This window comes from Delftia sp. PE138 (assembly GCF_018320755.1).
GTDB lineage: Bacteria > Pseudomonadota > Gammaproteobacteria > Burkholderiales > Burkholderiaceae_C > Comamonas > Comamonas tsuruhatensis.
Genome location: NZ_JABEPN010000001.1, coordinates 1,006,406 through 1,031,636, shown reverse-complemented (window position 1 = coordinate 1,031,636; position 25,231 = coordinate 1,006,406). Strand labels below are relative to the sequence as shown.

At 64.9% G+C, this 25,231-nt stretch carries 24 protein-coding genes; 5 read left to right on the top strand and 19 right to left on the bottom strand.

Going from position 1 to position 25,231, the window contains the following annotated elements; all coding sequences use genetic code 11:
* Positions 1 to 116: 116 nt before the first annotated feature.
* From HFGMBDPB_RS04675 to HFGMBDPB_RS04650, 5 genes are all read left to right on the top strand, one after another.
* Complete coding sequence (locus HFGMBDPB_RS04675; protein WP_047217360.1) at positions 117 to 815, top strand: IPTL-CTERM sorting domain-containing protein; 699 nt, start codon at positions 117 to 119, stop codon at positions 813 to 815.
* Positions 816 to 1,695: 880 nt separating this feature from the next.
* On the top strand, positions 1,696 to 2,019 hold the full coding sequence (locus HFGMBDPB_RS04665; protein WP_082254695.1) for a hypothetical protein: 324 nt from the start codon (positions 1,696 to 1,698) through the stop codon (positions 2,017 to 2,019).
* 7 nt (positions 2,020 to 2,026) lie between these two features.
* Positions 2,027 to 3,115, top strand: coding sequence for a tetratricopeptide repeat-containing glycosyltransferase (locus HFGMBDPB_RS04660; protein ID WP_212644991.1), 1,089 nt, complete (start codon positions 2,027 to 2,029; stop codon positions 3,113 to 3,115).
* Positions 3,116 to 3,141: 26 nt separating this feature from the next.
* Positions 3,142 to 4,209 (top strand): PLP-dependent cysteine synthase family protein, encoded by a 1,068-nt coding sequence (locus HFGMBDPB_RS04655; protein WP_016447693.1) that lies wholly within the window; start codon positions 3,142 to 3,144, stop codon positions 4,207 to 4,209.
* Between the two features lie 3 nt (positions 4,210 to 4,212).
* A complete protein-coding gene (locus tag HFGMBDPB_RS04650; RefSeq protein ID WP_212644990.1) occupies positions 4,213 to 5,325 on the top strand; it encodes a lipocalin-like domain-containing protein in 1,113 nt (370 codons plus the stop codon).
* A 61-nt stretch (positions 5,326 to 5,386) separates the two neighbouring features.
* Here HFGMBDPB_RS04650 and HFGMBDPB_RS04645 read toward each other — a convergent pair whose 3' ends face one another.
* From HFGMBDPB_RS04645 to HFGMBDPB_RS04555, 19 genes are all read right to left on the bottom strand, one after another.
* Positions 5,387 to 6,385: a branched-chain amino acid ABC transporter permease gene (locus tag HFGMBDPB_RS04645; protein WP_212644989.1), complete on the bottom strand. Its 999-nt coding sequence runs from the start codon at positions 6,383 to 6,385 to the stop codon at positions 5,387 to 5,389.
* Positions 6,386 to 6,412: 27 nt separating this feature from the next.
* Positions 6,413 to 7,297 (bottom strand): branched-chain amino acid ABC transporter permease, encoded by an 885-nt coding sequence (locus HFGMBDPB_RS04640; RefSeq protein WP_012206960.1) that lies wholly within the window; start codon positions 7,295 to 7,297, stop codon positions 6,413 to 6,415.
* 57 nt (positions 7,298 to 7,354) lie between these two features.
* Positions 7,355 to 8,551, bottom strand: coding sequence for an ABC transporter substrate-binding protein (locus HFGMBDPB_RS04635; RefSeq protein ID WP_016447696.1), 1,197 nt, complete (start codon positions 8,549 to 8,551; stop codon positions 7,355 to 7,357).
* Between the two features lie 100 nt (positions 8,552 to 8,651).
* Entirely contained in the window at positions 8,652 to 9,362 is a 711-nt protein-coding gene (locus HFGMBDPB_RS04630) for an ABC transporter ATP-binding protein (protein ID WP_016447697.1), read from the bottom strand.
* 1 nt (position 9,363) lies between these two features.
* The gene (locus HFGMBDPB_RS04625) at positions 9,364 to 10,134 is read right to left on the bottom strand and encodes an ABC transporter ATP-binding protein (protein ID WP_016447698.1); all 771 of its coding nucleotides are present in this window, start codon (positions 10,132 to 10,134) and stop codon (positions 9,364 to 9,366) included.
* 613 nt (positions 10,135 to 10,747) lie between these two features.
* Positions 10,748 to 11,257, bottom strand: coding sequence for a DUF1178 family protein (locus HFGMBDPB_RS04620; RefSeq protein WP_034363788.1), 510 nt, complete (start codon positions 11,255 to 11,257; stop codon positions 10,748 to 10,750).
* A 38-nt stretch (positions 11,258 to 11,295) separates the two neighbouring features.
* On the bottom strand, positions 11,296 to 11,601 hold the full coding sequence (locus tag HFGMBDPB_RS04615) for a DUF2818 family protein (RefSeq protein ID WP_016447700.1): 306 nt from the start codon (positions 11,599 to 11,601) through the stop codon (positions 11,296 to 11,298).
* Between the two features lie 55 nt (positions 11,602 to 11,656).
* Positions 11,657 to 13,150 (bottom strand): NADH-quinone oxidoreductase subunit NuoN, encoded by a 1,494-nt coding sequence (gene nuoN, locus HFGMBDPB_RS04610; protein WP_047469209.1) that lies wholly within the window; start codon positions 13,148 to 13,150, stop codon positions 11,657 to 11,659.
* Positions 13,151 to 13,174: 24 nt separating this feature from the next.
* Entirely contained in the window at positions 13,175 to 14,650 is a 1,476-nt protein-coding gene (locus tag HFGMBDPB_RS04605) for an NADH-quinone oxidoreductase subunit M (protein WP_046239124.1), read from the bottom strand.
* Between the two features lie 16 nt (positions 14,651 to 14,666).
* Complete coding sequence (nuoL, locus tag HFGMBDPB_RS04600; RefSeq protein WP_026062052.1) at positions 14,667 to 16,715, bottom strand: NADH-quinone oxidoreductase subunit L; 2,049 nt, start codon at positions 16,713 to 16,715, stop codon at positions 14,667 to 14,669.
* 29 nt (positions 16,716 to 16,744) lie between these two features.
* On the bottom strand, positions 16,745 to 17,053 hold the full coding sequence (gene nuoK, locus HFGMBDPB_RS04595; RefSeq protein ID WP_016447704.1) for an NADH-quinone oxidoreductase subunit NuoK: 309 nt from the start codon (positions 17,051 to 17,053) through the stop codon (positions 16,745 to 16,747).
* On the bottom strand, positions 17,050 to 17,718 hold the full coding sequence (locus HFGMBDPB_RS04590; RefSeq protein ID WP_012206970.1) for an NADH-quinone oxidoreductase subunit J: 669 nt from the start codon (positions 17,716 to 17,718) through the stop codon (positions 17,050 to 17,052). Before HFGMBDPB_RS04590 ends, nuoK begins: the two co-directional genes overlap by 4 nt.
* 34 nt (positions 17,719 to 17,752) lie before the next feature.
* A complete protein-coding gene (gene nuoI, locus HFGMBDPB_RS04585; RefSeq protein WP_016447705.1) occupies positions 17,753 to 18,262 on the bottom strand; it encodes an NADH-quinone oxidoreductase subunit NuoI in 510 nt (169 codons plus the stop codon).
* Between the two features lie 11 nt (positions 18,263 to 18,273).
* Positions 18,274 to 19,350, bottom strand: a complete 1,077-nt coding sequence (gene nuoH / locus HFGMBDPB_RS04580) for an NADH-quinone oxidoreductase subunit NuoH (RefSeq protein WP_016447706.1) — start codon at positions 19,348 to 19,350, stop codon at positions 18,274 to 18,276.
* Positions 19,347 to 21,470 carry an NADH-quinone oxidoreductase subunit NuoG gene (nuoG, locus tag HFGMBDPB_RS04575; protein ID WP_212644988.1) on the bottom strand — a complete coding sequence of 708 codons (2,124 nt, stop codon included), beginning with the start codon at positions 21,468 to 21,470 and terminating at the stop codon, positions 19,347 to 19,349. The genes nuoH and nuoG overlap by 4 nt, the downstream gene beginning before the upstream one ends.
* A gap of 15 nt (positions 21,471 to 21,485) precedes the next feature.
* Positions 21,486 to 22,844, bottom strand: coding sequence for an NADH-quinone oxidoreductase subunit NuoF (nuoF, locus tag HFGMBDPB_RS04570; protein WP_016447708.1), 1,359 nt, complete (start codon positions 22,842 to 22,844; stop codon positions 21,486 to 21,488).
* Positions 22,841 to 23,332 (bottom strand): NADH-quinone oxidoreductase subunit NuoE, encoded by a 492-nt coding sequence (nuoE, locus tag HFGMBDPB_RS04565; RefSeq protein ID WP_016447709.1) that lies wholly within the window; start codon positions 23,330 to 23,332, stop codon positions 22,841 to 22,843. The genes nuoF and nuoE overlap by 4 nt, the downstream gene beginning before the upstream one ends.
* Positions 23,329 to 24,582 carry an NADH-quinone oxidoreductase subunit D gene (locus HFGMBDPB_RS04560; RefSeq protein WP_016447710.1) on the bottom strand — a complete coding sequence of 418 codons (1,254 nt, stop codon included), beginning with the start codon at positions 24,580 to 24,582 and terminating at the stop codon, positions 23,329 to 23,331. Before HFGMBDPB_RS04560 ends, nuoE begins: the two co-directional genes overlap by 4 nt.
* 32 nt (positions 24,583 to 24,614) lie before the next feature.
* Positions 24,615 to 25,223 (bottom strand): NADH-quinone oxidoreductase subunit C, encoded by a 609-nt coding sequence (locus tag HFGMBDPB_RS04555; protein ID WP_026062051.1) that lies wholly within the window; start codon positions 25,221 to 25,223, stop codon positions 24,615 to 24,617.
* Positions 25,224 to 25,231 lie beyond the last annotated feature (8 nt).

Here is a 25,231-nt window from a genome sequence, read left to right as displayed (position 1 = left end):
TTTTCTATCTGATCATTCGCCCGACTTCGGCAGTGCTGCGCCCTATCCACGGGGGGTGCCTGCCTCTACAAAAATCAGACAGGCGCATTGCCGTCTGTACGCGGGAGATCGGACTCATGGCAGGTTTCGGAAAACGTTGGGCTGCGTCGCTGGCCCTGGGCGCGGCAATGTGCGGCTCGGCCTGGGGGCAGATTGTCTTTCCTCCAGGCTCCAGCATCGATCTGGCTGGCGGTTCGTTCAATTCGTTTTGCGTCCCCGTTTCGATGGGCGGGGAACTGGCCCTGGGCACGGGCACCTTCGATTCGGGGTCCTTTGCCTTTGACGCGGGCTCCACGGTGACCGGCACGGGCGGCCAGCTCAACATCGGCGGCGACCTGACGAGCGCGGCGGCACTGAATCTCGGCACCAGCAGCGTTGTGCTTTCAGACACCTGTGCACCCGGAACGACCCTGACACTCAGCGGCAATATCGTCGTGAAGGATCTGACACTGATCAGCACCGGCCCGACACCCCCGACCATCGTTCTTCCCGCAGGTACCAACCTCACCGTGCTGGGCACGCTCACGCTGGGCTCTCCCGGCAAGCCGGTGGTGCTGACCTCTTCCGGCCCTGGCACCGCCGTGGTGACCATGGGGCCGTCGGCGACCCTGGTCAACAGCAGCGGCAGCGTGGTGCCTGGCAACGTGCAGATCGGAGCGACTGTGGTGACGGCTCCAGCCAGCATCCCCACGCTCAGCACCTACGGGCTGATGCTGATGAGCCTGCTGCTCGGCGGCATGGCCCTGCACCGCCAGCGCCGCGCAACACGCCTCTGAGCAGGCCGGGCGCCCCGGCATCCGGCCCCTGGGCCGGCCCATTCTTCTTCCATCCTGGCGCCCGCCACGCGGGTGCCGGCTTTCCGCGCGTATTCATCCAAGCAGCATCTGAACCATGGACCGTCGCAACTTCCCCATCCCTCCCCGCCTTCTCTGGTCGCTGTGCATCAGCGCGGGAATCTTCAGCCCGGCAGCCCATGCCGCCGACGTGAGCATCACTATGCCGGCCGGTGGCAATTTCGTGATCAAGAATTCTGCGGGGGCCGAACGCTTGCGGGTACAGAACACAGGGGAGGTGCTGGTACCAGCCCTGCCTGCCGATGCAGCCACTGGCAACCAGCTGCTGTGCGTTGACGGCGCCACGGGGCAATTGGTGCATTGCGCGCCGGGTGTGGGCGGCGGGGCAACTGGCGCTACGGGAGCCACAGGGGCGGCTGGCGCCACAGGGGCAACAGGTCCTGTAGGCGCGACAGGCGCCACAGGGGTGGCTGGTCCGTCAGGCGCAACGGGAGTCACAGGTCCAACTGGGGCCACCGGTGCGGGCACCCCAGGTGCCACGGGTTCGACGGGTGCCACTGGCGCGACCGGACCCACCGGACCTACAGGGGCCACGGGTGCAACCGGCCCGACGGGCCCGACCGGCATGACAGGGGCTACGGGCGTGACAGGGGCCCAGGGTGACACAGGTCCCACAGGGCCCCAGGGCGCGCAAGGCATTCAGGGAATCCAGGGCATCCAGGGCGTGACGGGTGCCACAGGAGCTGGACTTCAAGGCCCCACAGGCCCTGCAGGAGTCCCGGGGCCTGCAGGCTCGGGTGGGTTTTTCCAGACGTATACAACTCCTGCCCGCGGCAACAGCGCTGGCAACGGCACAATTTATTTGTTTGCCAACGGCGGCGGTAACACATTCGAGACCGATGCGCAGCGCATGGTACACACCTCATGCACCAATGCTTCATTGCGCGCCATGCTGACAGAGAACAGGGCGTTGAGCCTGACGCTGCAGCTGCGTCGAGGCGTGAACGAGAACTTCTCCAATGTGTCGGGCGTGCCGATCTGTACGCTTTCCAATGCCAACCCCACATGTGATGTGTCCGGCCCCGCCACGTACGCGCCAGGCGACACCATGACTGTGCAGTTGGTTGGCACCCAGGCCTTCAATACGGCGGTTACCGGTTTGATCGTGGTGGCCTCCTGCCAGTGAGCTCGCTATGCGACCTGCGCGCCGCGTCCATATCTGCCTGAACATGATCGTCAAGAACGAGGCCCCGGTGATCGCGCGTTGCCTGGCCTCGGTCAAGCCGTGGGTGGACCATTGGGTGATCGTGGACACGGGCTCCAGCGATGGCACGCAGGACCTGGTGCGCCAGTGCATGGAGGGCATACCCGGCAGCCTGCACGAGCGGCCCTGGGTGGACTTCGCCCACAACCGCAACGAGGCGCTGGAGCTGGCGCGGCCGCACGGTGACTACCTGCTGTTCATTGATGCCGACGAGCAGCTGCGCGTGCCCGAAGGCTTTGCATGGCCGGCGCTGGAGGCGGACGGCTGCATGCTGTCCTGCCACATGGCGGGTACCGAATACCAGCGCAATGCGCTGATCGCCACGCGCGTGGACTGGCGCTGGGAAGGCGTGCTGCACGAGTACCTGACCGCCCCGGCGCACCAGGCCTGGCAGATGCTGGCGGGGCCGTACATCGATGTCTCGCACGACGGCGCGCGGGCGCGGGACCCGCAGACCTACCTGCGCGACATCGCCGTGCTCGAAAAGGCCGTGCGCGAGCAGCCCGGCAACACGCGCAACGTGTTCTATCTGGCGCAAAGCCACCGCGACGCAGGCCAGATCGAGTCCAGCCTGCAGTGGTACCGGCAGCGCGCCGCCATGGGCGGCTGGGCCGAGGAGCAGTGGTTTGCGCTGTTCCAGATCGGCGTGCTGCTGGAGCGCTCGGGCGCCGAGCCGGCCGCCGTGCGCGAGGCCTATCTCACCGCCTATGCCGCGCGACCGCAGCGGGCCGAGCCCCTGTGCGAGCTGGCGCGCTACCACCGCGAGCGGTCCGAGTTCGCCCTGGCCTGCCTCTATGCGCACCAGGCCGCCGCGCTGCCGCGCCCGGCCGAGGACATCCTGTTCATCGACGCCCAGGTCTATGCCTGGCGCGCACTGGACGAGCTGGCCGTCAGCGCCTTCTACACCCCGCTGCGCGACCTGGGCCGCGCCGCGCTGCAGCAGTTGCTGGCCGAACGCCGCTACCCTGCCAGCGAGCAGGCACGCATCGAGGCCAATCGCCCCTTCTATGGCCTGTAGCCGCCTGGGCCGGGCGGCCTGCGACAATGGCCGCCATGCCGCACACCACTTCCCCCTGGCTGCATGAAGCCATCAACCGCATCGAGGCCGACTACCAGCGCAGTGCCGACACGCACCTGATACCGCTGCCCCTGCCCGGCTTTGCCGGCCTGGGGATCGATCTCTACCTCAAGGACGAATCCACCCATCCCACGGGCAGCCTCAAGCACCGGCTGGCGCGCTCGCTGTTTCTCTATGCGCTGTGCAATGGCTGGGTGCACGAGGGATCGACCATCGTCGAGGCATCGAGCGGCTCCACGGCCGTGAGCGAGGCCTATTTCGCGCGCCTGCTGGGCCTGCCCTTCGTGGCCGTGATGCCGCGCAGCACCTCGGTGGAGAAGATTGCACTGATCGAGTTCTACGGCGGCCGCTGCCATCTGGTGGACAGCGCCGCCCAGGTCTATGACGAGGCACGCGCCGTGGCCGCGCAGGCCGGCGGCCACTACATGGACCAGTTCACCTATGCCGAGCGCGCCACCGACTGGCGTGGCAACAACAATATTGCGGAGAGCATGTTCACCCAGATGCGGCGCGAGCGCCATGCCGTGCCGCGCTGGATCGTGGTGGGCGCGGGCACGGGCGGCACCAGTGCCACCATCGGCCGCTACGTGCGTTTCCAGCGCCATGCCACGGGCATCTGCGTGGCCGACCCCGAGGGCTCGGTGTTCGCCGCCTACCACCGCACGGGCGATGCCACCCTCACCGCGCCGGGCTCGCGCATCGAGGGCATAGGCCGCCCGCGCGTGGAGCCCAGCTTCGTGCGCACGCTGGTGGACCGCATGGAGGAAGTGGCGGACTGCGATTCCCTGGCCGCCATGCGCAGCCTGTCCGCACTGCTGGGCCGGCGCGTGGGGCCGTCCACCGGCACCAACTACGTGGCCATGCTCAGGCTGGCCAGCGAGATGCGCCAGCGCGGCGAGCAGGGCTCCATTCTTTCGCTGCTGTGCGATGCGGGCGAGCGCTACCTGCCCACCTACCATGATGCGGACTGGGTGATGCAGCGCATCGGCGACTGCGGGCCGGCCCAGGCGCGCATCGCTCAGCTGCAAGGCTGATCCATGATGCCCCTGCCCCGCCGCCATCTTCTGGGCCTGGCTGCCGGCCTGGGCCTGGCGGCGGCAGGACTGCCCGCCCAGGCACTGCCGCCACGCACGCTGGTCTTCCCGCGCGACCACGGCAGCCACCCCGGGCTGCGCACCGAGTGGTGGTACATCACCGGCCAGGCACGCGCAGCGGGCCGGGCCTGGGGTTTCCAGATCACCTTCTTCCGGTCGCGCGTACAGGCCACGCAGGAGCTGCGCTCCGCCTTTGCAGCGCGCCAGTTGCTGTTTGCCCATGCGGCGCTGTGCGATGTGCAGGGCGCTCGCCTGCACCACGACCAGCGCATTGCGCGCGCGGGCTTCGGCATTGCCCAGGCCAGCGAGACCGATGCCGACGTGCGGCTGCAGGACTGGTCGCTGGCCCGCACCGATGAAGGCGCTGCCGAGCGCTATACCACGCGCCTGCGCAGCAGCACATTCGCCCTGGACCTGCACTTTGACACCCGCCTGCCCCCCTTGCTGCAGGGCCGCGCCGGCCTGTCGCGCAAGGGTCCCGAACCCGATCAGGCCAGCTACTACTACAGCCGCCCGCAGCTGCAGGTGAGCGGCACGCTGGAACTGGCAGGCCAGCGCATGGCGATAGAAGCCGCACGCGAACCCGGCGACAACCGCGCCTGGCTGGACCATGAATGGAGCCAGGCCCTGCTGCACCCCGAGGCCGTGGGCTGGGACTGGATAGGCATGAACCTGTTCGACGGCGGCGCGCTCACGGCCTTTCGCGTGCGACGGGCGGATGGCAGCGCGTTGTGGGCCGGCGGCTCGCTGCGCGGTGTGGATGGCACGCTGCAGGTCTTCGCCCACGATGCAGTGCAGTTCACGCCGCTGCGCCACTGGAGCAGCCCTGCCAGCGGAGCGCGCTACCCCGTGCAATGGCAGGTGGACACGCCCGCAGGCCGCTTCATCGTGAACGCCCTGGTCGATGACCAGGAGCTGGACAGCAGCGCCTCCACCGGCGCCATCTACTGGGAGGGCCTGTGCAGCCTGCAAAAGCCCACCGGCCCGGGCCAGGAGGCGCGAGCCGGTCAGGGATACCTGGAGATGACGGGCTACGCCCGGCCGCTGCAGTTGTAGCTATGGCAGTCAACAGCATGGGCACGTAGCCCACCCCCTTGAAACCGTCCCAACCCGGCTCTCAAGGGATACGCTTTTTCTGCAGCCGGACGATCAGCTCGCCCATGATGCCCTTGCGGAACAGCAGCACGCAGACCACGAAGATCAGGCCCGTGACAATGGTCACCGACTCGCCCAGCGTGGAGAACCACTCCACGCCCGTGAGGCGCTGCAGGAAGAGGCCGAACTCGCCGATCTTGTTCTCCAGCATGACCACCACGGCCGATCCCAGGATGGGGCCGGACAGCGTGCCCAGGCCGCCCATCAGCGTCATCAGGATCACGTGGCCGGAGGTGGTCCAGTGCACATCCGACAGCGTGGCAAAGCCCAGCACCACGGTCTTGAGCGAACCGGCCAGGCCCGTGAGCGCGGCCGAGATCACGAAGGCCAGCAGCTTGAAGCGCGCCACGTCGTAGCCCAGCGAGGTCGCGCGCGGCTCGTTCTCCTTGATGGCCTTGAGCACCTGGCCGAAGGGCGAGTGGATGGTGCGCACGATCAGCAGGAAGGCCAGGACCACGATGACCAGCGTGACGTAGTACATGGTCATGTCGCTGGCCAGGTCGATGAGGCCGAACAGCTTGCCGCGCGGCACGCCCTGCAGCCCGTCCTCGCCGCCCGTGAAGGGCGCCTGCAGGCACACGAAGAACAGCATCTGGGCCAGCGCCAGCGTGATCATGGAAAAGTAGATGCCCTGGCGGCGGATGGCCAGCCAGCCGAAGATCAGCCCCAGCAGCGCGCCGCCGGCCGTGCCGGCCAGCATGGCCAGCTCGGGCGTGAAGCCCCAGCCCTTGATGGCGTAGCCCGTCACATAGGCCGCGCCGCCCAGGAAGGCCGCGTGGCCGAAGGACAGCAGGCCCGTGTAGCCCAGCAGCAGGTTGAAGGCCGAGGCGAACAGTGCGAAGCACATGAGCTTCATCACGAACACCGGATACGCGCCCAGCAGGGGCGCCGCCAGCAGGCCCAGCAGCAGCAGGCCATAGCCCCAGGGGGCAATGCGTTGAACGAGAGTCTTGGATTTCATGTGGTCGGCCCCTTGTCCTCGTTCTTGTTATTTCTCTTTGCCGAACAGGCCGGCGGGGCGGATGAGCAAAACGATGACCATGATGAAGAACACCACGGTGGACGATGCCTCGGGCCAGAAGACCTTGGTCAGGCCCTCGATCACCCCCAGGCCCAGGCCGGTGAGGATGGAGCCCATGATGGAGCCCATGCCTCCGATCACCACCACGGCGAAGACCACGATGATGAGGTTCTGCCCCATCAGCGGCGTGACCTGGTAGACGGGCGCCGCCAGCACGCCGGCAAAGGCGGCCAGGGCCGCGCCGAAGGCATAGGTCAGCGTGATCATCACGGGCACGTTGACGCCGAAGGCCTCGACCAGGCGCGGGTTCTCGGTGCCGGCCCGCAGGTAGGCGCCAATGCGCGTCTTCTCGATCATGAACCAGGTGGCCACGCAGACCACGATGGAGGCGAGCACCACCCATGCGCGGTAGTTGGGCAGGATCATGAAGCCCAGGTTGGTCGCGCCCTCCAGCAGCTCGGGCGTGTCATAGCCCAGCCCCGAGACGCCGTAGACCGAGCGGAACAGGCCCTCGATCAGCAGCGACAGGCCCAGCGTCAGCAACAGGCCGTAGAGATGGTCGAGCTTGTAGATCCAGCGCAACAGGAAGCGCTCGATCAGCACCCCCAGCAGGCCCACCAGCAGCGGCGACAGCACCAGCATCACCCAGTAGTTGATGTTGAAGTAGCTCATGGCCATCCAGGTGACCATGGCGCCCAGCATGAACAACGCGCCGTGGGCGAAGTTGATCACGTTGAGCAGGCCGAAGATCACCGCCAGCCCCAGGCTGAGGATGGCGTAGAACGAGCCGTTGACCAGCCCCAGAAGGAGCTGGCTCATCAGGCCTGGCAGGGAAACACCAAAGATTTCCATGGGATGCAGCTGTCGTGGTTGGCCGGGTGGCGGTTGGGGGTCAGTGGCGGCGCGGCGTTACTTCCACAGCGCGCACTTGGTCTCGGCCTTGGTGGTCCAGACCTGGTCGGCGGGCAGCGTGGCCACGACCTTCAGGTAGTCCCAGGGCTTCTTGGACTCGGCGGGCTTCTTGACCTCGACCAGGTACATGTCGTGGGCAAAGGTGCCGTCGGGACGGATCGAGCCCTTGCCGTAGAAATCGTCGATGGGCGTGCTCTTGAGATGGGCCATGACCTTGTCGGCATCCGTGGACTTCACGGCCTGCACGGCCTTGAGGTAGCTGGTCACGGCCGAGTAGTCGGCGGCCTGGATGGAGGTGGGCATGCGCTTGGTCTTGGCAAAGAAGCGCTCGGCGAACTTGCGCGCCGCGTCGTTCTGGTCCCAGTACCAGCTGGTGGTGAACTGCATGCCTTCGGTGTTCTTCAGGCCCAGGCTGTGGATGTCGGTCAGGAACACCAGCAGGCCCACGGTCTTCATGCTCTTGTTGATGCCGAATTCCTTGGCCGCCTTGATGGCGTTGATGGTGTCGCCACCGGCATTGGCCAGGCCCAGGATCTGGGCCTTGGAGGCCTGCGCCTGCAGCAGGAAGGACGAGAAGTCCGAGGCGTTGAGCGGATGCTTGACGCCGCCCACCACCTTGCCGCCCTTGGCCTTGATCACCGCCGTGGTGTCGTTCTCCAGCGCGTGGCCGAAGGCGTAGTCTGCCGTCAGGAAGAACCAGTCCTTGCCGCCGCGCTCCACCACGGCCGTGCCCGTGCCCTTGGCTAGGGCCACGGTGTCATAGGCGTAGTGCACGGTGTAGGGATTGCACTGCTCGTTGGTCAGCGCCGACGAGCCTGCGCCGCTGTTGAAGTGCACGCGCTTTTTCTCATTGGCCACCTGCGACACCGCCAGGGCCGTGCCGGAGTTGGTGCCGCTGAACACCAGCGAGATACCCTGCGTGTCCACCCACTCGCGCACCTTGGAGGCGGCGATGTCGGCCTTGTTCTGGTGGTCGGCGCTCAGCAGCTCGATGGGCTGGCCCAGCACCTTGCCGCCGAAGTCATCGATGGCCATCTGCATGGCGGTGACGGCATTCTTGCCTTCCACGTCCGCATAGAGGCTGGACATGTCGGTCACGAAGCCGATCTTCACCTTCTCCTGTGCCATGGCAAGCGGGCTGGCCAGGCCGGCGGCGGCCAGCATGCACGACAGTGCGGTCAGTTTTGCTTTCATTGGTGTCTCCTTCGCGTTGATGTCTTGGGTTTTTTGTCACAGGGCCATGGCAGGAATGCAGCCGGCGAGCCCCAGGCGCCAGCCACGATGGATATCCAGGTCAGACTCCGAGCAGTTCGTTGAGCACGGGCATCTTGGCCTGCAGCTCGGCCGCGCCGAAACGCTCGACCACATGGCCGTGCTCGACCACGTAGAAGCGGTCGGCCAGCGGCGCCGCGAAGTGGAAGTTCTGCTCCACCATCACCACGGTGTAGCCCTTGGTGCGCAGCATGGTGATCATGCGGGCCAGCGCCTGCACGATGACGGGGGCCAGGCCTTCGGAGATCTCGTCGAGCAGCAGCAGCCGCGCGCCGGTACGCAAAATGCGCGCCACCGCCAGCATCTGCTGCTCGCCGCCCGACAGGCGCGTGCCCTGGCTGTGGCGGCGCTCGGCCAGGTTGGGGAACATGGCGTAGATCTCGTCCACGCTCATGCCCTGCTGGCCGGTCTTGAGCGGTGGCGGCAGCATCAGGTTCTCCTCGCACGAGAGGCTGGAGAAGATGCCGCGCTCTTCCGGGCAGTAGCCCACGCCCAGGTGGGCAATGCGGTGCGTGGGCAGGTGGATGGCCTCCACGCCATTGATCCTGATCGAGCCCTTGCGTGCGCCCGTCAGCCCCATGATGGCGCGCAGCGTGGACGTGCGGCCCGCGCCGTTGCGTCCCAGCAGCGTGACCACCTCGCCGGGCTGGACCACCAGGTCCATGCCGTGCAGCACATGGGATTCGCCGTACCAGGCCTGCAGGCCCTTGATTTCCAATGCCGGTGCAGTCATCTCAATGCGCTCCCTGCAACTGGCCGTCGGTGGTGCCCATATACGCTTCCATCACTTGCGGGTTGCGCGAAACTTCCTCGTATGGCCCCTCGGCCAGCACGGCGCCGCGCTGCAGCACCGTGATGCGGTCGGCGATGGTGGAGATCACCTTCATGTTGTGCTCCACCATGAGAATCGTGCGGCCTGCCGAGACCTTCTTGATCAGCTGGGTCACGCGGTCCACGTCTTCGTGGCCCATGCCCTGGGTGGGCTCGTCCAGCAGCATCAGCTCGGGCTCCATGGCCAGAGTGGTGGCGATCTCCAGCGCGCGCTTGCGGCCATAGGGCAGGTTGACGGTGACCTCGTCGGCCAGGTCCTGCAGGCCGACTTCGGACAGCAGCTGCATGGCGCGGTCATTGAGCATGGACAGGCTTTTTTCGCTGCGCCAGAAATGGAACTCGGTGCCCAGCTTGCGCTGCAGGCCGATGCGCACGTTCTCCAGCAGCGTGCAATGCGGGAAGACGGCCGAGATCTGGAAGGACCGGATCACGCCACGGCGCGCGATCTGCGCCGGCGCCTCCTGCGTGATGTCCTCGCCGTTGAAACGGATGGTGCCGGAGGTGGGCTCCAGGAACTTGGTCAGCAGATTGAAGCAGGTGGTCTTGCCTGCGCCATTGGGGCCGATCAAGGCATGGATGGAGCCGCGGCGCACCGAAAGGTCCACCTTGCTCACCGCCGTAAATCCCTTGAACTCTTTGGTCAGGTTCCGGGTTTCGAGAATAACGTCGCTCATGTGCGCTTCGCCTGCTCCGTTGATGCTGCCAGCCGCCAACGCGTCGCCAGAGGCTCTGGTGGGCGTTGTGCAGGGTCGGACGCATCGTAGGCTTGCCGACGTTGTGCACCGCAGCGGGAAAACGCCTACGTAGGTGCTCCTAAGCACAGGCCCTGCCCCGCACTGCAGCATGGCGCATCAAGACGAGTCGCCGCAAAAACAAGAAGCAACCACTCACACTTGAAATAATCAAGCAGTCACGGGGCTGCAAGGCGCCGCGGCTGCAGGCGGGCCCTAGGGTTCTCCATCACCTCGGCCCGGCGACGCCCACGCGGAAGGCCAGAGCGCTTCCAAAGAGATAGCAAACTACCCTTTTTGCGGCTTGGCAGACAGCGACCAATGTCTGCTGCCTTACGGGAAACACCCAGGGGGGCAATCTCCCTGTGGCCTGCTCAGTCACTATGCGAAAAGCCGCGGATATGCTTGGGTTTGTCGCCCCATCAATTGAATGGCGACAAAGCGACTCAAAGCGCTATTCAATTAATAGCACCAGGTGATTGCCTGGCATGGGAATTGGCGATCGATCGCCATGAGCGCAATTGTCGCCGCCAAGACAGCATGTGCCCGGAGCAAGTTACTGCAGCGTTTCCTTGCTGCCTTGCGGCAAGGCCAATGGAACCACGGCAATGCCTTCGTCCAGCAATTGCATGGCCTGCTCGGGACTCGCCTTGCCGCGGATGGCGCGCTCTTCGGTCTCGCCATAGTGCATGCGGCGGGCTTCATCGGCAAAGCGTTCGCCCACGTCCTCGGTCTGCTGCGCGACCTTGCGCGACCACTGCAGCCAGGCGGCCTGCATGGCCTGCAATTGCTCACGCGCCTGGGGCGGCATGGCCGTTGAAGCAGCGGCTGCCGCGCTGGCGGCCGAGGCGGCTGCAGCAGGCTCTGCCGCCGCAGCCGGGGGCAAGCTTGCAGGCTTGGCGCCAAGATTGATGCGGGGGGCGCTCAGGCGCTTGGTGATGTCGCTGTGGCCGCAGACGGGGCACAGCACCAGCTGGCGCTGCAGCTGGCTCTGGAAATCCTCTTCCGAGGCGAACCAGCCCTCGAAGAGATGGCCCTGCGGGCAATGGAGGTCGAGCACTTTCATCGCGCACCCTCATCCATGAAGCAACCGGCACCGCGGCCTCAGCCGCGGCGGTGAATCAGGAAACGATAGACGAAACCCGGGAATGCCAGTGTCAGGAACAACGCCCCCGTGATGGCATAGAACTCCCAGCCCTGGGGTGCAATCTGCCCCACGCGGCGCTCCAGCAGCAGCGCCACGCCGCCGACGATGAAGTACAGCAGCACCATCTCCAGCAGGCATAGGGCCAGCGGCTTGCGCTGGGTGCGCAGCGGCCCCAGCTGCAGCCAGCGGGGGTTGAAGAAAGGCAAATTGGCTGCCACAAGGGCAGCCAATATCACGAGCCAGATCGAAGCGGTTTGCGACAAGCCGATGTCCTCACCGCAGGGCCTTGCGCGCAAGGCCCTGCACAGGGAAAGTGGATCAGGAAGCCAGGGCGCGCACGACGGCGTCGGCGCACAGGGCCATCAGGCCGCCGGGCAGGATGCCCAGACCCAGCACCAGGGCGCCATTGAGGGTCAGCACCACGCGCACGTCCAGCGAAGCGGAAACGCTGGTGGCGGTGATGGGCTCATCGAAGTACATGACCTTGACGACGCGCAGGTAGTAGAAGGCGCCGATCAGCGACATGACCACGGCGAACACGGCCAGGGCGATGTACAGGCTGTGGCCCGAAGCCACCAGCGCCTGCAGCACCGACAGCTTGGCGTAGAAGCCGACCAGGGGCGGAATGCCGGCCATGGAGAACAGGCAGATCGCCATCACGCCGGCATACAGCGGGCTGCGCTGGTTCAGGCCGGCAAAGTCGGCGACCTCTTCGCTCTCGAAGCCTTCGCGGGCCAGCAGCTGGATCACGCCGAAGGCGGCCAGCGTGGTCAGCACATAGGTCACCACGTAGAACATGGCCGAGCTGTAGGCGTTCTCGACGGTGGCCGGATCGACCTTGCCGTCGACCACACCCGACATCAGGCCCAGCAGCACGAAGCCCATCTGCGAGATGGTCGAGTAGGCCAGCATGCGCTTGAGGTTGGTCTGCTGCAGGCCGGCCAGGTTGCCGATCAGCAGAGAGGCAATGGCAAGCACGGCCAGCATCTGCTGCCAGTCGATGGCCAGCGGCAGCAGGCCGTCCACCAGCAGGCGGATGACGATGGCGAAGGCCGCCAGCTTGGGCGCGCCACCGATCATGGTGGTGATGGCCGTGGGAGCGCCCTGGTACACGTCGGGGACCCACATGTGGAAGGGAACCACGCCCAGCTTGAAGGCCAGGCCGGAGACCACGAAGACCAGGCCGAACACCAGCACCTGGTGCTTGATTTCGCCCGAGTTGATGGCCTTGAACACCTGGCCGATGTCCAGCGAGCCGGTCGCGCCGTAGAGCATGGACATGCCGTACAGCAGGAAGCCGCTGGCCATGGCGCCAAGCACGAAGTACTTCATCGCGGCCTCGACCGAAGCCGTGTGGTCGCGGCGCAGCGCCACCAGGGCGTAGCTGGACAGCGTCAGCAGCTCCAGGCCCAGGTAGATGACCAGGAAGTTGTTGCCCGAGATCATGATGAACATGCCCAGCAGCGCGAGCATGGCCAACGTGAAGAGCTCGCCGCCGCGCAGCATGTCGCGGTCAGCGGCATAGGGTCGGCCGTAGACCAGGGTGACCATCATGGCCACGGTGGCGAAACACTTGAGCCAGTTGCCCATGGCGTCGGAGACGACCATGTTGCCCCAGCCATAGAACGTGTTGCCACTGGAGGCATACATGCCTTGCAGCACGGCCACCACGCCCAGGGTCAGCAGTGTCAGAACATAGGTGCCCGTGCGGCGCGGGCTTTTGACGCCCAGGTCCACCAGGGCGATCACGCAGGCCATGACCAGGAGAAGGATCTCCGGATAGATGGCCAGCCAGCTGATGTTGTCAATCATCTCGATTCTCTCGTTTCAGTCTGGTCACTGCAGCTTGCTCATGGCCACATGCTTGAGCAGCTCGGCCACGGACACATCCATCACGTCAGTGAAGGGCTTGGGATACAGGCCCATGTACAGCACGGCGATGGCCAGCAGACCCAGCACCAGGAACTCGCGGTTGCCGATGTCGGTCAGGCCGCGCACATTGTCATTGGTGACAGGACCCAGGTAGACGCGCTTGTACATCCACAGCGTGTAGGCCGCGCCGAAGATCAGCGCCGTGGCAGCGCCCAGGCCGATCCAGAAGTTGTATTGCACGGCGCCCAGGATCACCATCCACTCGCCGACGAAGCCGGCCGTCGCGGGCAGGCCGCAGTTGGCCATGGCGAACAGCAGCGCGAAGGCCGCGAACTTGGGCATGGTGTTGACCACGCCGCCGTAGGAAGCGATTTCACGCGAGTGCACGCGGTCGTAGAGCACGCCGATGCACAGGAACATGGCGCCCGACACGAAGCCGTGGGCAATCATCTGCACGATGCCGCCAGCAATGCCCAGCGGATTGAAGATGAAGAAGCCCAGGGTCACGAAGCCCATGTGGGCCACGGACGAGTAGGCCACCAGCTTCTTCATGTCCTTTTGCACCAGGGCGACCACGCCCACGTAGATCACGGCGATCAGCGACAGGGCGATGACCAGCCAGGCCCACTTGTGCGAGGCATCGGGTGCGATGGGCATGGAAAAGCGCAGGAAACCGTAGGCGCCCAGCTTCAGCATGATGGCGGCCAGCACGGCGGAGCCGCCGGTGGGCGCTTCCACGTGCACGTCGGGCAGCCAGGTGTGGACCGGCCACATCGGCACCTTCACGGCAAAGGCCGCGAAGAAGGCGAAGAAGATCAGCGTCTGGGCCGTCATGGACAGCGGCAGCTTGTGCCAGTCGAGGATCTCGAAGCTGCCACCCGACTGGGTGTACAGGTAGATCACGGCGACCAGGGTCAGCAGCGAACCCATCAGCGTGTACAGGAAGAACTTGAAGGCCGCATAGATGCGGTTGGGACCGCCCCAGATGCCGATGATCAGGTACATCGGGATCAGCGTGGCCTCGAAGAACACGTAGAACAGCAGGCCGTCCAGCGCGCTGAACACGCCGACCATCAGGCCGGACAGGATCAGGAAGGCGCCCATGTACTGGTTCACGCGCTCGGTGATGTTCTCCCACGACGCGATCACGACGATCACGGTGATGAAGGCGGTCAGCGGCACGAACCAGAACGAGATGCCATCCACGCCCAGGTGGTAGTGGATGTTGAAGCGCTCGATCCACAGCGCCTTCTCCACGAACTGCATGGCAGCCGTGCTGTTGTCGAACTGCTGTATCAGCGGCAGCGTGACGGCCAGGCCTGCCAGCGCGCCGACCAGGGCCAGCCAGCGCACTGCCTTGACCTGATCCTCGCGGCCCAGGGCCAGCAGGAGGGCGCCGAAGGCGATCGGCACCCAGATTGAAAGACTCAACCAATGCATTTTTGTTCTTCCCCTACTACTTGTTGAGCCACACGAAATACGTCATGAGAGCGAACACGCCCAGCAGCATGACCAACGCGTAGTGATAGAGATAGCCCGACTGCAGCTTGCGCACCCACTGGCCGATGCGGCCGATGAGCTTCCACGAGCCGTTGACGATGCCGCCATCGATGATGGCCTGGTCGCCGACCTTCCAGAAGAAGCTGCCGAAGGCGCGTGCGCCGCGGGCGAAGATGTTCTCGTAGACCCAGTCCACGCCGTACTTGCCCTCCAGTGCCTGGTAGACACCGATCTTCTGCATGGACGACTTGATGGCGGCAGGCACTTCGGGCTTGACCATGTAGAACAGGTAGGAGACGACGACGCCTGCCAGTGCCAGCCAGAACGGCGCGGCCGTGAAGCCGTGCAGCGCCATGGGCACCCAGCCGTGGATCTTCTCGGCCAGCTCGGCCATGGCGCCGTGCTTGCTGCCATCGACGTGGATCACGCCCTTGAAGAAATCACCGAACAGCATGGGCATCAGTGCCAGGGCACCGATCACCACGGAGGGGATGGCCAGCAGCATCAGCGGGCCGGTCACGACCAGCGGCGACTCATGCGGCTTGGCATCGTGGCCATGGCCGTGGTGGTCGTCATGGGCGTGGTGGTCATCGTGGCCATGGTGGTGCGCATCGGGATTCTGGTCGTAGCGCTCCTTGCCGTGGAAGACGATGAAGTACAGGCGGAAGGAGTAGAAGGCCGTGATGAACACGCCGGCCAGCACCGCGAAATTGGCGAAGCCAGCACCCGGCAGGTTGGTGGCATGCACGGCCTCGATGATGGCGTCCTTCGAGTAGAAGCCCGAGAAGAACGGCGTGCCGATCAGCGCCAGGTTGCCCAGCAGGAACGTGATCCAGGTGATGGGCATGTACTTGCGCACGCCGCCCATCCAGCGGATGTCCTGGTTGTGGTGCATGCCCATGATCACCGAGCCGGCGCCAAGGAACAGCAGGGCCTTGAAGAAGGCGTGGGTCATCAGGTGGAACACGGCCACCGAGTAGGCCGAGGCGCCCAGGGCCACGGTCATGTAGCCCAGCTGCGACAGCGTGGAGTACGCGATCACGCGCTTGATGTCGTTCTGGATGATGCCCAGCACGCCCATGAACAGCGCCGTGATGGAGCCGATCACCAGGATGAAGCTCAGTGCCGTGTCCGACAGCTCGTACAGCGGCGACATGCGCGAGACCATGAAGATGCCGGCCGTCACCATGGTGGCGGCGTGGATCAGTGCCGAGATGGGGGTCGGGCCTTCCATCGAATCGGGCAGCCAGGCATGCAGCGGGAACTGGGCCGACTTGCCCATGGCGCCGATGAACAGGCAGATGGCCGTCACCGTCACCAGCAGCCAGCCGGTGCCCGGCAGCAGGGTGTTCTGGATCTCGGGCAGCTTGGCGAAGATCTCGCCGTAGTTCATGGTGCCCGTGTAGGCAGCGATCAGGCCGATGCCCAGGATGAAGCCGAAGTCGCCCACGCGGTTGACCAGGAAGGCCTTCATGTTGGCGAAGATGGCCGAGGGCTTGTTGTAGTAGAAGCCGATCAGCAGGTACGACACCAGGCCCACGGCTTCCCAGCCGAAGAACAGCTGCAGCAGGTTGTTGCTCATGACGAGCATCAACATGGAGAAGGTGAACAGCGAGATGTAGGAGAAGAAACGGTTGTAGCCGTCATCTTCCTGCATGTAGCCGATGGTGTAGATGTGCACCATCAGCGACACGAAGGTCACCACGCACATCATCATGGCCGTGATGCTGTCGATCAGGAAACCGACTTCCATCTTCAGCCCGCCGATTTCCATCCAGGTGTAGATGGACTGGTCGAAGCGCGCCCCGTCGAAGATCACGCTGTTGAAGGTGATGGCCGACAGGATGAAGGCGATCAGCACGCCCAAAATCGTGAGGGAATGGCTGCCGCCGCGACCGATCTTGTTGCCGCCGAAGGCCGTGCCCCAGATACCCGCGAGCGCGGAACCCGCCAGCGGTGCCAGCGGCACCGCCAGGAGCATGGATGCAGAGAGTGTTTGACTCATTCTTAAGAACCTTGCAAGTTACGGCGGACTCAACCCTTGAGGGAGTTGAGATCTTCCGCATTGATGCTGGTCTTGTTGCGGAACAGAAGCACCAGGATCGCCAGACCGATGGCCGACTCGGCCGCTGCCACTGTCAGGATGAAGAACACGAACACCTGTCCGTGCATGTCACCCAGATAGCTGGAGAAGGCCACGAAGTTCATGTTGACGGCCAGGAGCATCAGCTCGATGGCCATCAGCAGCACGATCAGGTTCTTGCGGTTCAGAAAAATGCCAACGACGGAGAGCGCGAACAGCATGGCGCCCAGCGTCAAGTAATGGCCCAAAGTCAGCGTCATGCTTTTGTCTCCACGGCGGGGGTTGCCTCGGCGGCCGGTGCCTGCGGCGCCTGGGTGACCGGCACCTTGACCAGCTCGAGGCGATCCTTTGCGCGCACGCGGATCTGCTGGGCCGGGTTCACTGCCTTGCTGTCCTTGCGCTTGCGCAGGGTCAGGGCGATGGCGGCGATCATGGCCACCAGCAGGATCACGGCAGCGATCTCGACGGGGTACAGGTATTCGGTGTACAGCAGCTTGCCCAGGGCCTGGGTATTGGAGTACTGCACGGTCTGGCCGGCAGCGTTGACCGTGGCCGCAATGGCCTTGGGCTCCTCGACACCGCTGAAGCCGCCCATCAGCACCATGCCCATTTCAAAGGCGATCAGTGCGCCGATCAGGGCAGCGAAGGGGAAATGCTTCCAGAAGCCCTGGCGCACGGCGTCGATGCGGATGTCCAGCATCATCACCACGAACAGGAACAGCACCATCACGGCGCCCAGGTAGACCAGCACCAGGGTCACGCCCAGGAACTCGGCCTTGAGCAAAAGCCAGATGCCGGCAGCCTGCGAGAAGGCCAGGATCAGGTTGAGCACGGCGTGCACGGGGTTGCGCGCCGTGACGACCCGGAAGGCTGCAAACAGCAGCACGACCGAGAACAGATAGAAGAAACCAGTTTTGGCGTCCATGGATCGAATCTTTTCAAGTGATCAAGGAGCCGCTTCAGCGGTACTTGGCGTCCGCAGCCTTGGCGGCGGCAATCTCGGGTTCGTAGCGATCGCCAACGGCCAGCAGCATGTCCTTGGTGAAGTACAGGTCGCCGCGCTTTTCTCCGTGGTATTCGAAGATATGCGTCTCGACGATGGAATCCACCGGGCAGCTTTCCTCGCAGAAGCCGCAGAAGATGCACTTGGTCAGGTCGATGTCGTAGCGCGTGGTGCGGCGCGAGCCGTCGTCACGCACATCGGACTCGATGGTGATGGCCATGGCCGGGCAGACCGCTTCGCACAGCTTGCAGGCGATGCAGCGCTCTTCGCCGTTGTCATAACGGCGCAGGGCGTGCAGTCCGCGAAAACGCGGCGACAGAGGTGTCTTTTCTTCGGGGAACTGCACCGTGACCTTGCGGCGGAAGGTGTAGCGGCCAGTCAGGGCCATGCCCTTGGCCAGTTCCCAGAGCATGAAGCTCTTGAAGAAATCTTTGATCGAAAATGGGGTAGCAGCAACCGCAGACATTCTTGCTCCGCTCAGTTCCAGATGTTCCAAGGCGAGTGCATCCAGCCACCCACGATGACCAGCCACACCAGGGTGACGGGAATGAAGATCTTCCAGCCCAGACGCATGATCTGGTCATAGCGAAAGCGCGGGAAGGTGGCACGGATCCAGATGAACATGGACACGACCAGGAAAGTCTTCGCCGCCAGCCAGATCCATCCGGGGATGAACGACAGGAAGTCGAACGGAGGCAGCCAGCCGCCCAGGAACATGATCACGGCCAGGATGGACACCAGCCACATGCTGGCGTACTCGGCCAGGAAGAAGATGGCAAAGCCCATGCCCGAGTACTCGACCATGTGGCCGGCCACGATTTCGGCTTCGCCTTCGACCACGTCGAAGGGGTGGCGGTTGGTCTCGGCCACGGCCGAGATCAGGTACACCACGAAGATCGGCAGCAGCGGCAGCCAGTTCCACGACAGGACGCTGGCACCCATGCTGGCGAACTGGCCCTGGCCCTGGCTCAGCACGATCTGCGTCAGATTCATGCTGCCCGTGACCATGATCACCACCAGGAAGCAGAAGCCCAGCGCGATCTCGTAGCTGACCATCTGCGCCGAGGCGCGCAGCGCGCCCAGGAAGGCGTACTTGGAGTTGGAGGCCCAGCCGGCAATGATCACGCCATAGACTTCGATGGACGTGATGGCCATGATCAGCAGCAGGCCGGCGTTGACGTTGGCCAGCGCCACTTCGGGACCGAAGGGGATCGCCACCCATGCCGCCAGGGCGGGCATGATGGCCATCACGGGACCCACGTAGAACAGGCCCTTGGCGGCAGCCGTGGGCTGGATCAGTTCCTTGGTCAGCAGCTTCAGGCCATCGGCCAGGGGCTGCAGCAGGCCGAAGGGACCCACGCGGTTGGGACCCATGCGAACCTGCATGAAGCCCAGCAGCTTGCGCTCCCACAGCGTCAGGTAGGCCACGGCGCCCATCAGCGGGGCGACGATGGCGACGATGCCCAGCAGGATCCAGAGCACGGGCCAGGCCACGTCGGTCCACCAGGGGGCGGCGATCAGGCCGGCACCGGCCGTCTTGAGTGCGTCAATCATGCGGCGCCTCCCTCACGAGCCTGACGTGCATCTGCCGTCAGTTGCAGCGACGTCGCGCGGCGCACGATGCTGTCGAGCTGATAAATGCTGGCCACCACGGGCGCGGCATGGCCGGCGCCGTTGGCGATGGAATTCACGGCAGGCGCACCATTGCCCAGCAGGTTGGCCGGCACGCTGGTGGCGCCGGCGGTGGCGGCTGCGAGCACGTCCTGCGACGTCTCGTAGTCCACGCCCTGCACGCCCAGCAGGTTGGCCAGAACGCGCAGCACCTTCCAGCCCGGACGGGCTTCGGCCAGCGGCTTGACCACGGCATGGAAGCTTTGCAGGCGGCCTTCGGCGTTGACGAAGCTGCCCGAGGTTTCCGTGAACGGGGCGATGGGCAGCAGCACGTCGCTGAATTCCATGTTGGCCTTGAACGGGCTCAGGGTCACGACCATCTCGGCCTTGCCCAATGCCTCTGCGGCGCGGGCGCCGGCAGCGGAGTCGAACACGGGTTCGTTGTTCAGCAGCAGCACGGCCTTGAGGCCGCCGGCCAGCATCTGGCCTGCGTTCAGGCCCGAAGCGGCAGGCTGTGCGCCCACCCACTGCGCGCCCACCGTGTTGGCGGCTTCGGTCAGGTAGCCGACCGAGGCGCCGGTCTGCTCGGCAATCCAGTTGGCCAGCGACAGCAGGGTCGATGCCTGTGCGTGGTGCGCAGCGGCATTGCCCAGCAAGATGGCCTTGCGCTCGCCGCGCAGCAGCGCGGTGGCAATGGCCTGGGCCTCGGCATGCACGTCGGCGGCGGCCACGGGAGCGGCAACACCCTTTTCCTGCGCCACGGCGGCGGCCACATCGGCCAGCGCCTGGGCCCAGTCCGGGGCTGCCACGATGGACGCCGTCACCGGCATGGCCCAGTCGTAGACACGCTCATTGATGGCGAGCACGGTGCAGCCCTGCTTGGCCGCCTGGCGGATGCGCTGCGCGAACAGCGGATGGTCCTTGCGCAGGTTGGAGCCGAGCACCAGGACGCCTTGCAGCTTGGAAAGCGAGGCGATGGGCGTGCCCAGCCACTGCACGCCCTGGGCGGCGGTGAACTCGGCATTGCGCAGGCGATGGTCGATGTTCTCGCTGCCCAGGCCGCGCACCAGCTTGCCTGCCAGGAACAGCTCTTCCAGCGTGCTGTGCGGGCTGACCAGCGCACCGATGGCGGAGGCGCCATGGTCGTTATTGATCTGGCGCAGGCCGTTGGCCACGTATTCGAGGGCCGTCTGCCAGTCGACTTCCTTCCACTCACCGCCCTGCTTGAGCATGGGGCGGGTCAGGCGTTCGTCACTGTTCAGGGCTTCGTAGGAGAAGCGGTCGCGGTCGGCGATCCAGCACTCGTTGACCTCTTCGTTCTCGAAGGGCACGACGCGCAGGACCTTGTGGTTCTTGACCTGGACGATGAGGTTGGCACCCGTGGAATCATGGGGCGAGACCGACTTGCGGCGCGACAGCTCCCAGGTGCGGGCGCTGTAGCGGAAGGGCTTGCTGGTCAGCGCGCCCACGGGGCAGATGTCGATCATGTTGCCCGACAGCTCGGAGTCCACCGTATCGCCCACCACCGTGGTGATCTCGGAGTGCTCGCCGCGGTTGATCATGCCCAGCTCCATCACGCCGGACACTTCCTGTCCGAAGCGCACGCAGCGGGTGCAGTGGATGCAGCGGCTCATCTCCTGCATGGAGATCAGCGGGCCCACGTCCTTGTGGAAGACCACGCGCTTTTCTTCCTCGTAGCGCGAGGCGGAGCTGCCGTAGCCCACGGCCAGATCCTGCAGCTGACATTCGCCGCCCTGATCGCAGATCGGGCAGTCCAGCGGGTGATTGATGAGCAGGAACTCCATCACCGATTGCTGTGCCTTGATCGCCTTCTCGCTCTTGGTGCGCACGATCATGCCCTGCGTCACGGGCGTGGCGCAGGCGGGCATGGGCTTGGGGGCCTTTTCCACGTCCACCAGGCACATGCGGCAGTTGGCGGCGATGGAAAGTTTCTTGTGGTAGCAGAAATGCGGGATGTAGGTGCCTGCCTTCTCGGCTGCATGCATGACCATGCAGCCCTCGGCGACCTCCACCTTCTTTCCGTCCAGTTCAATTTCAACCATATGCTTTTCTCGCGATCAGGCGGCGTGGACCGTCTGCTTGGAAGCGTTCTGGATCTTCGCTTCAAACTCGTGGCGGAAGTGCTTGATCATGGCGCGCACCGGCATCGCTGCCGCATCGCCCAGCGCACAGATCGTGCGCCCCATGATGTTCACGGACACCGAGTCCAACAGCTCGATGTCTTCAGGACGGCCTTCGCCGTGCTCGATTCGGTTGACCACGCGCCACAGCCAGCCCGTGCCTTCGCGGCAGGGAGTGCACTGGCCGCAGGACTCGTGCTGGTAGAAGTAGGACAGGCGCAGCAGGCTCTCGACCATGTCGCGCGAGTCGTCCATCACGATCACGGCGCCCGAGCCCAGCATGGAGCCGGCCTTGGCGATGGAGTCGTAGTCCATCGTGCATTCCATGATGATGTCGGCCGGCAGCACGGGCGAGGACGATCCGCCGGGGATCACGGCCTTGAGCTTGCGGCCCGTGCGCACGCCACCGGCCAGCTCCAGCAGCTTGCTGAAGGGCGTGCCCAGCGGCACTTCGTAGTTGCCGGGCAGGTTGACGTCGCCGCTGACCGAGAAGATCTTGGTGCCGCCATTGTTGGGCTTGCCGCACTCCAGGTACGCAGCACCGCCGTTGCGGATGATCCAGGGAACGGCCGCAAAGGTTTCGGTGTTATTGATGGTGGTGGGCTTGCCGTACAGGCCGAAGCTGGCCGGGAACGGCGGCTTGAAGCGCGGCTGGCCCTTCTTGCCTTCCAGCGACTCCAGCAGCGCAGTCTCTTCGCCGCAGATGTAGGCGCCGAAGCCATGGTGCGCGTGCAGCTGGAAGCTGAAGCTGCTGCCCATGATGTTGTCGCCCAGGTAGCCGGCAGCGCGGGCTTCCTCCAGCGCGGCCTCGAAGCGCTCATAGGCCTCGAAGATTTCGCCGTGGATGTAGTTGTAGCCCAGGGAGATGCCCATCGCGTAGGCCGCGATGATCATGCCCTCGATCACGATGTGGGGGTTGTGCACCAGGATGTCCCGGTCCTTGCAGGTGCCCGGCTCGCCTTCGTCCGAGTTGCACACCAGATGCTTCTGGCCCGGGAACTGGCGGGGCATGAAGCTCCACTTCAGGCCCGTGGGGAAACCTGCGCCTCCGCGGCCGCGCAGCCCCGACTCCTTGACGGTGGCGATCACCTGATCCTGCGTCAGGCCTTCGCTGCCGTCCTTGCCCAGGATCTTGCGCAGCGCCTGGTAGCCGCCGCGTGCCTCGTAGTCCTTGATGGACCAGTTGGCGCCGGTCAGATCGGCATAGATCTGGGGATTGATGTGGCGGTCGTGGAAGCAGGTCTCGCTGCCCGAGGCGGCAAACCTGGCCAGGACCGATTGTGCGGCGGCGTTCATGCCTTGCCCTCCGCGGCGCGCAGGCCGTCGATCAGTTCGTCGAGCTTTTCGTTGCTCATGAAGCTGCACATGCAGCGGTCGTTCACCAGCATCACCGGCGAATCCGCGCAGGCACCCAGGCACTCGGACTGCTGCAGCGTGAACATGCCGTCGGGCGTGGTCTCGCCCATCTTGATGCCCAGGCGGGATTCCAGATGGTGCAGCGCCTTGTAGCCGTCGCGCAGCTGGCAGGGCAGGTTGGTGCAGACGTTCAGCTTGAACTTGCCCACCGGCCGCTGGTTGTACATGTTGTAGAACGTGGTGACTTCGTGCACCGCGATCTCGGCCATGCCCAGGAACTCGGCGATCACGGCCTCGCTCTCGGGACTGACCCAGCCCTGCTCCTGCTGCACGATGGACAGGCAGGCCATCACGGCCGACTGCTTCTGGTCGGCCGGGTACTTGGCCACCTCGCGCGCAAAGCGCTCCTTGGTCGCTTCGGTAATCATCGGTCAACGTCTCCAAACACGATGTCCAGGGTACTCAGCACCATCACGGCGTCGGCCAGCATGTGGCCTCGGCACAGTTCGTCCATGGCGGACAGATTGGCGAATCCCGGCGGACGGATCTTCAGGCGGTAGGGCTTGTTGGCCCCGTCGCTCACGATGTAGATGCCGAACTCCCCCTTGGGGTGTTCGATGGCCGCGTAAGCCTCGCCTTCGGGCACGCGGAAACCTTCGGTGAAGAGCTTGAAGTGGTGGATCAGCTCTTCCATGTTGGACTTCATGCCTTCGCGCGGCGGCGGGGCGATCTTGTGGTTGTCCACGATCACCGGGCCCGGGTTGGCACGCAGCCAGTCCACGCACTGCTTGATGATGCGGTTGGACTGGCGCATTTCGGCCACGCGCACCAGATAGCGGTCGTAGCAGTCGCCGGTCTTGCCCACGGGCACGTCGAAGTCCATGCGGTCATAGACCTCGTAGGGCTGCGACTTGCGCATGTCCCAGGCCACGCCGGAGGCACGCAGCATGGGGCCGGTCAGGCCCAGGTTCATGGCACGCTCAGCCGTCACCACGCCGATGTCCACGTTGCGCTGCTTCCAGATGCGGTTGTCGGTCAGCAGGGTCTCGTACTCGTCGGCGCACTTGGGGAAGCGCTGCGTGAAGTCGTCGATGAAGTCCAGCAGCGAGCCCTGGCGGTTGCGGTTCATGACCTCGACCGAGCGCGCATTGCGCACCTTGCTGGCCTTGTACTGCGGCATAGTGTCGGGCAGGTCGCGGTAGACGCCGCCCGGACGGAAATAGGCCGCGTGCATGCGCGCGCCGGAGACCGCCTCGTACATGTCCATGAGGTCTTCGCGCTCACGGAAGGTATAGATCAGCGTCGTGGAGCTGCCTGCATCGTTGCCGCTGGAGCCCAGCCACATCAGGTGATTCATGATGCGGGTGATCTCCGAATACATCACGCGGATGTACTGGGCGCGAATGGGCACTTCGATGCCCAGCAGCTTCTCGATGGCCAGGCAGTAGGCGTGCTCGTTGCACATCATGGACACGTAGTCCAGCCGGTCCATATAGGGCAGCGACTGGATGTAGGTCTTGCTCTCTGCCAGTTTTTCCGTCGCGCGGTGCAGCAGACCGATGTGCGGGTCTGCACGCTGCACCACTTCACCGTCGAGCTCCAGCACCAGGCGCAGCACGCCGTGCGCTGCCGGGTGCTGCGGACCAAAGTTCAGGGAATAGTTCTTGATTTCAGCCATGGTCGTCCATCAAAAAGGCGCCTGCAGCGCCTTCAGTGCAGGCCCCCGTAGTTGTCTTCGCGGATGATCCGCGGCGTGATCTCGCGGGGCTCGATGGTGACCGGCTGGTACACCACGCGCTGCTGTTCGGGGTCATAGCGCATCTCCACATGGCCCGACAGCGGGAAGTCCTTGCGGAAGGGATGGCCGATGAAGCCGTAGTCGGTCAGGATGCGGCGCAGGTCGTCATGGCCATCGAAGACAATGCCGAACAGGTCGAACGCCTCGCGCTCGAACCAGTTGGCGCCGGCCCAGATGGGAGTGACCGAAGCCACCACCGGAAAATCGTCGTCGGTACAGAAGACGCGAACGCGCAGGCGCTGGTTCAGGCTGATCGACAGCAGGTGGGACACCACGGCAAAGCGCGGCCCTTCGCGGCCGACTTCCGCATAGGTGGAATAGTCCACGCCACACAGGTCCACCAGAACCTCGAACCGGCAATCCGGGGCGCTGTGCAGAACCTGCATGGCCTCCAGATAGTTGGCAGCGGACACTTCGACCGTCACCTCGCCCAGGGCCACGGTCACGCTGCGCGCCTTGTCGCCCAAGGCAGCAGCCACCACATCCCGAAGCACTTCGGGGTGAATCGCAATAGCAGTCATCATCTAGC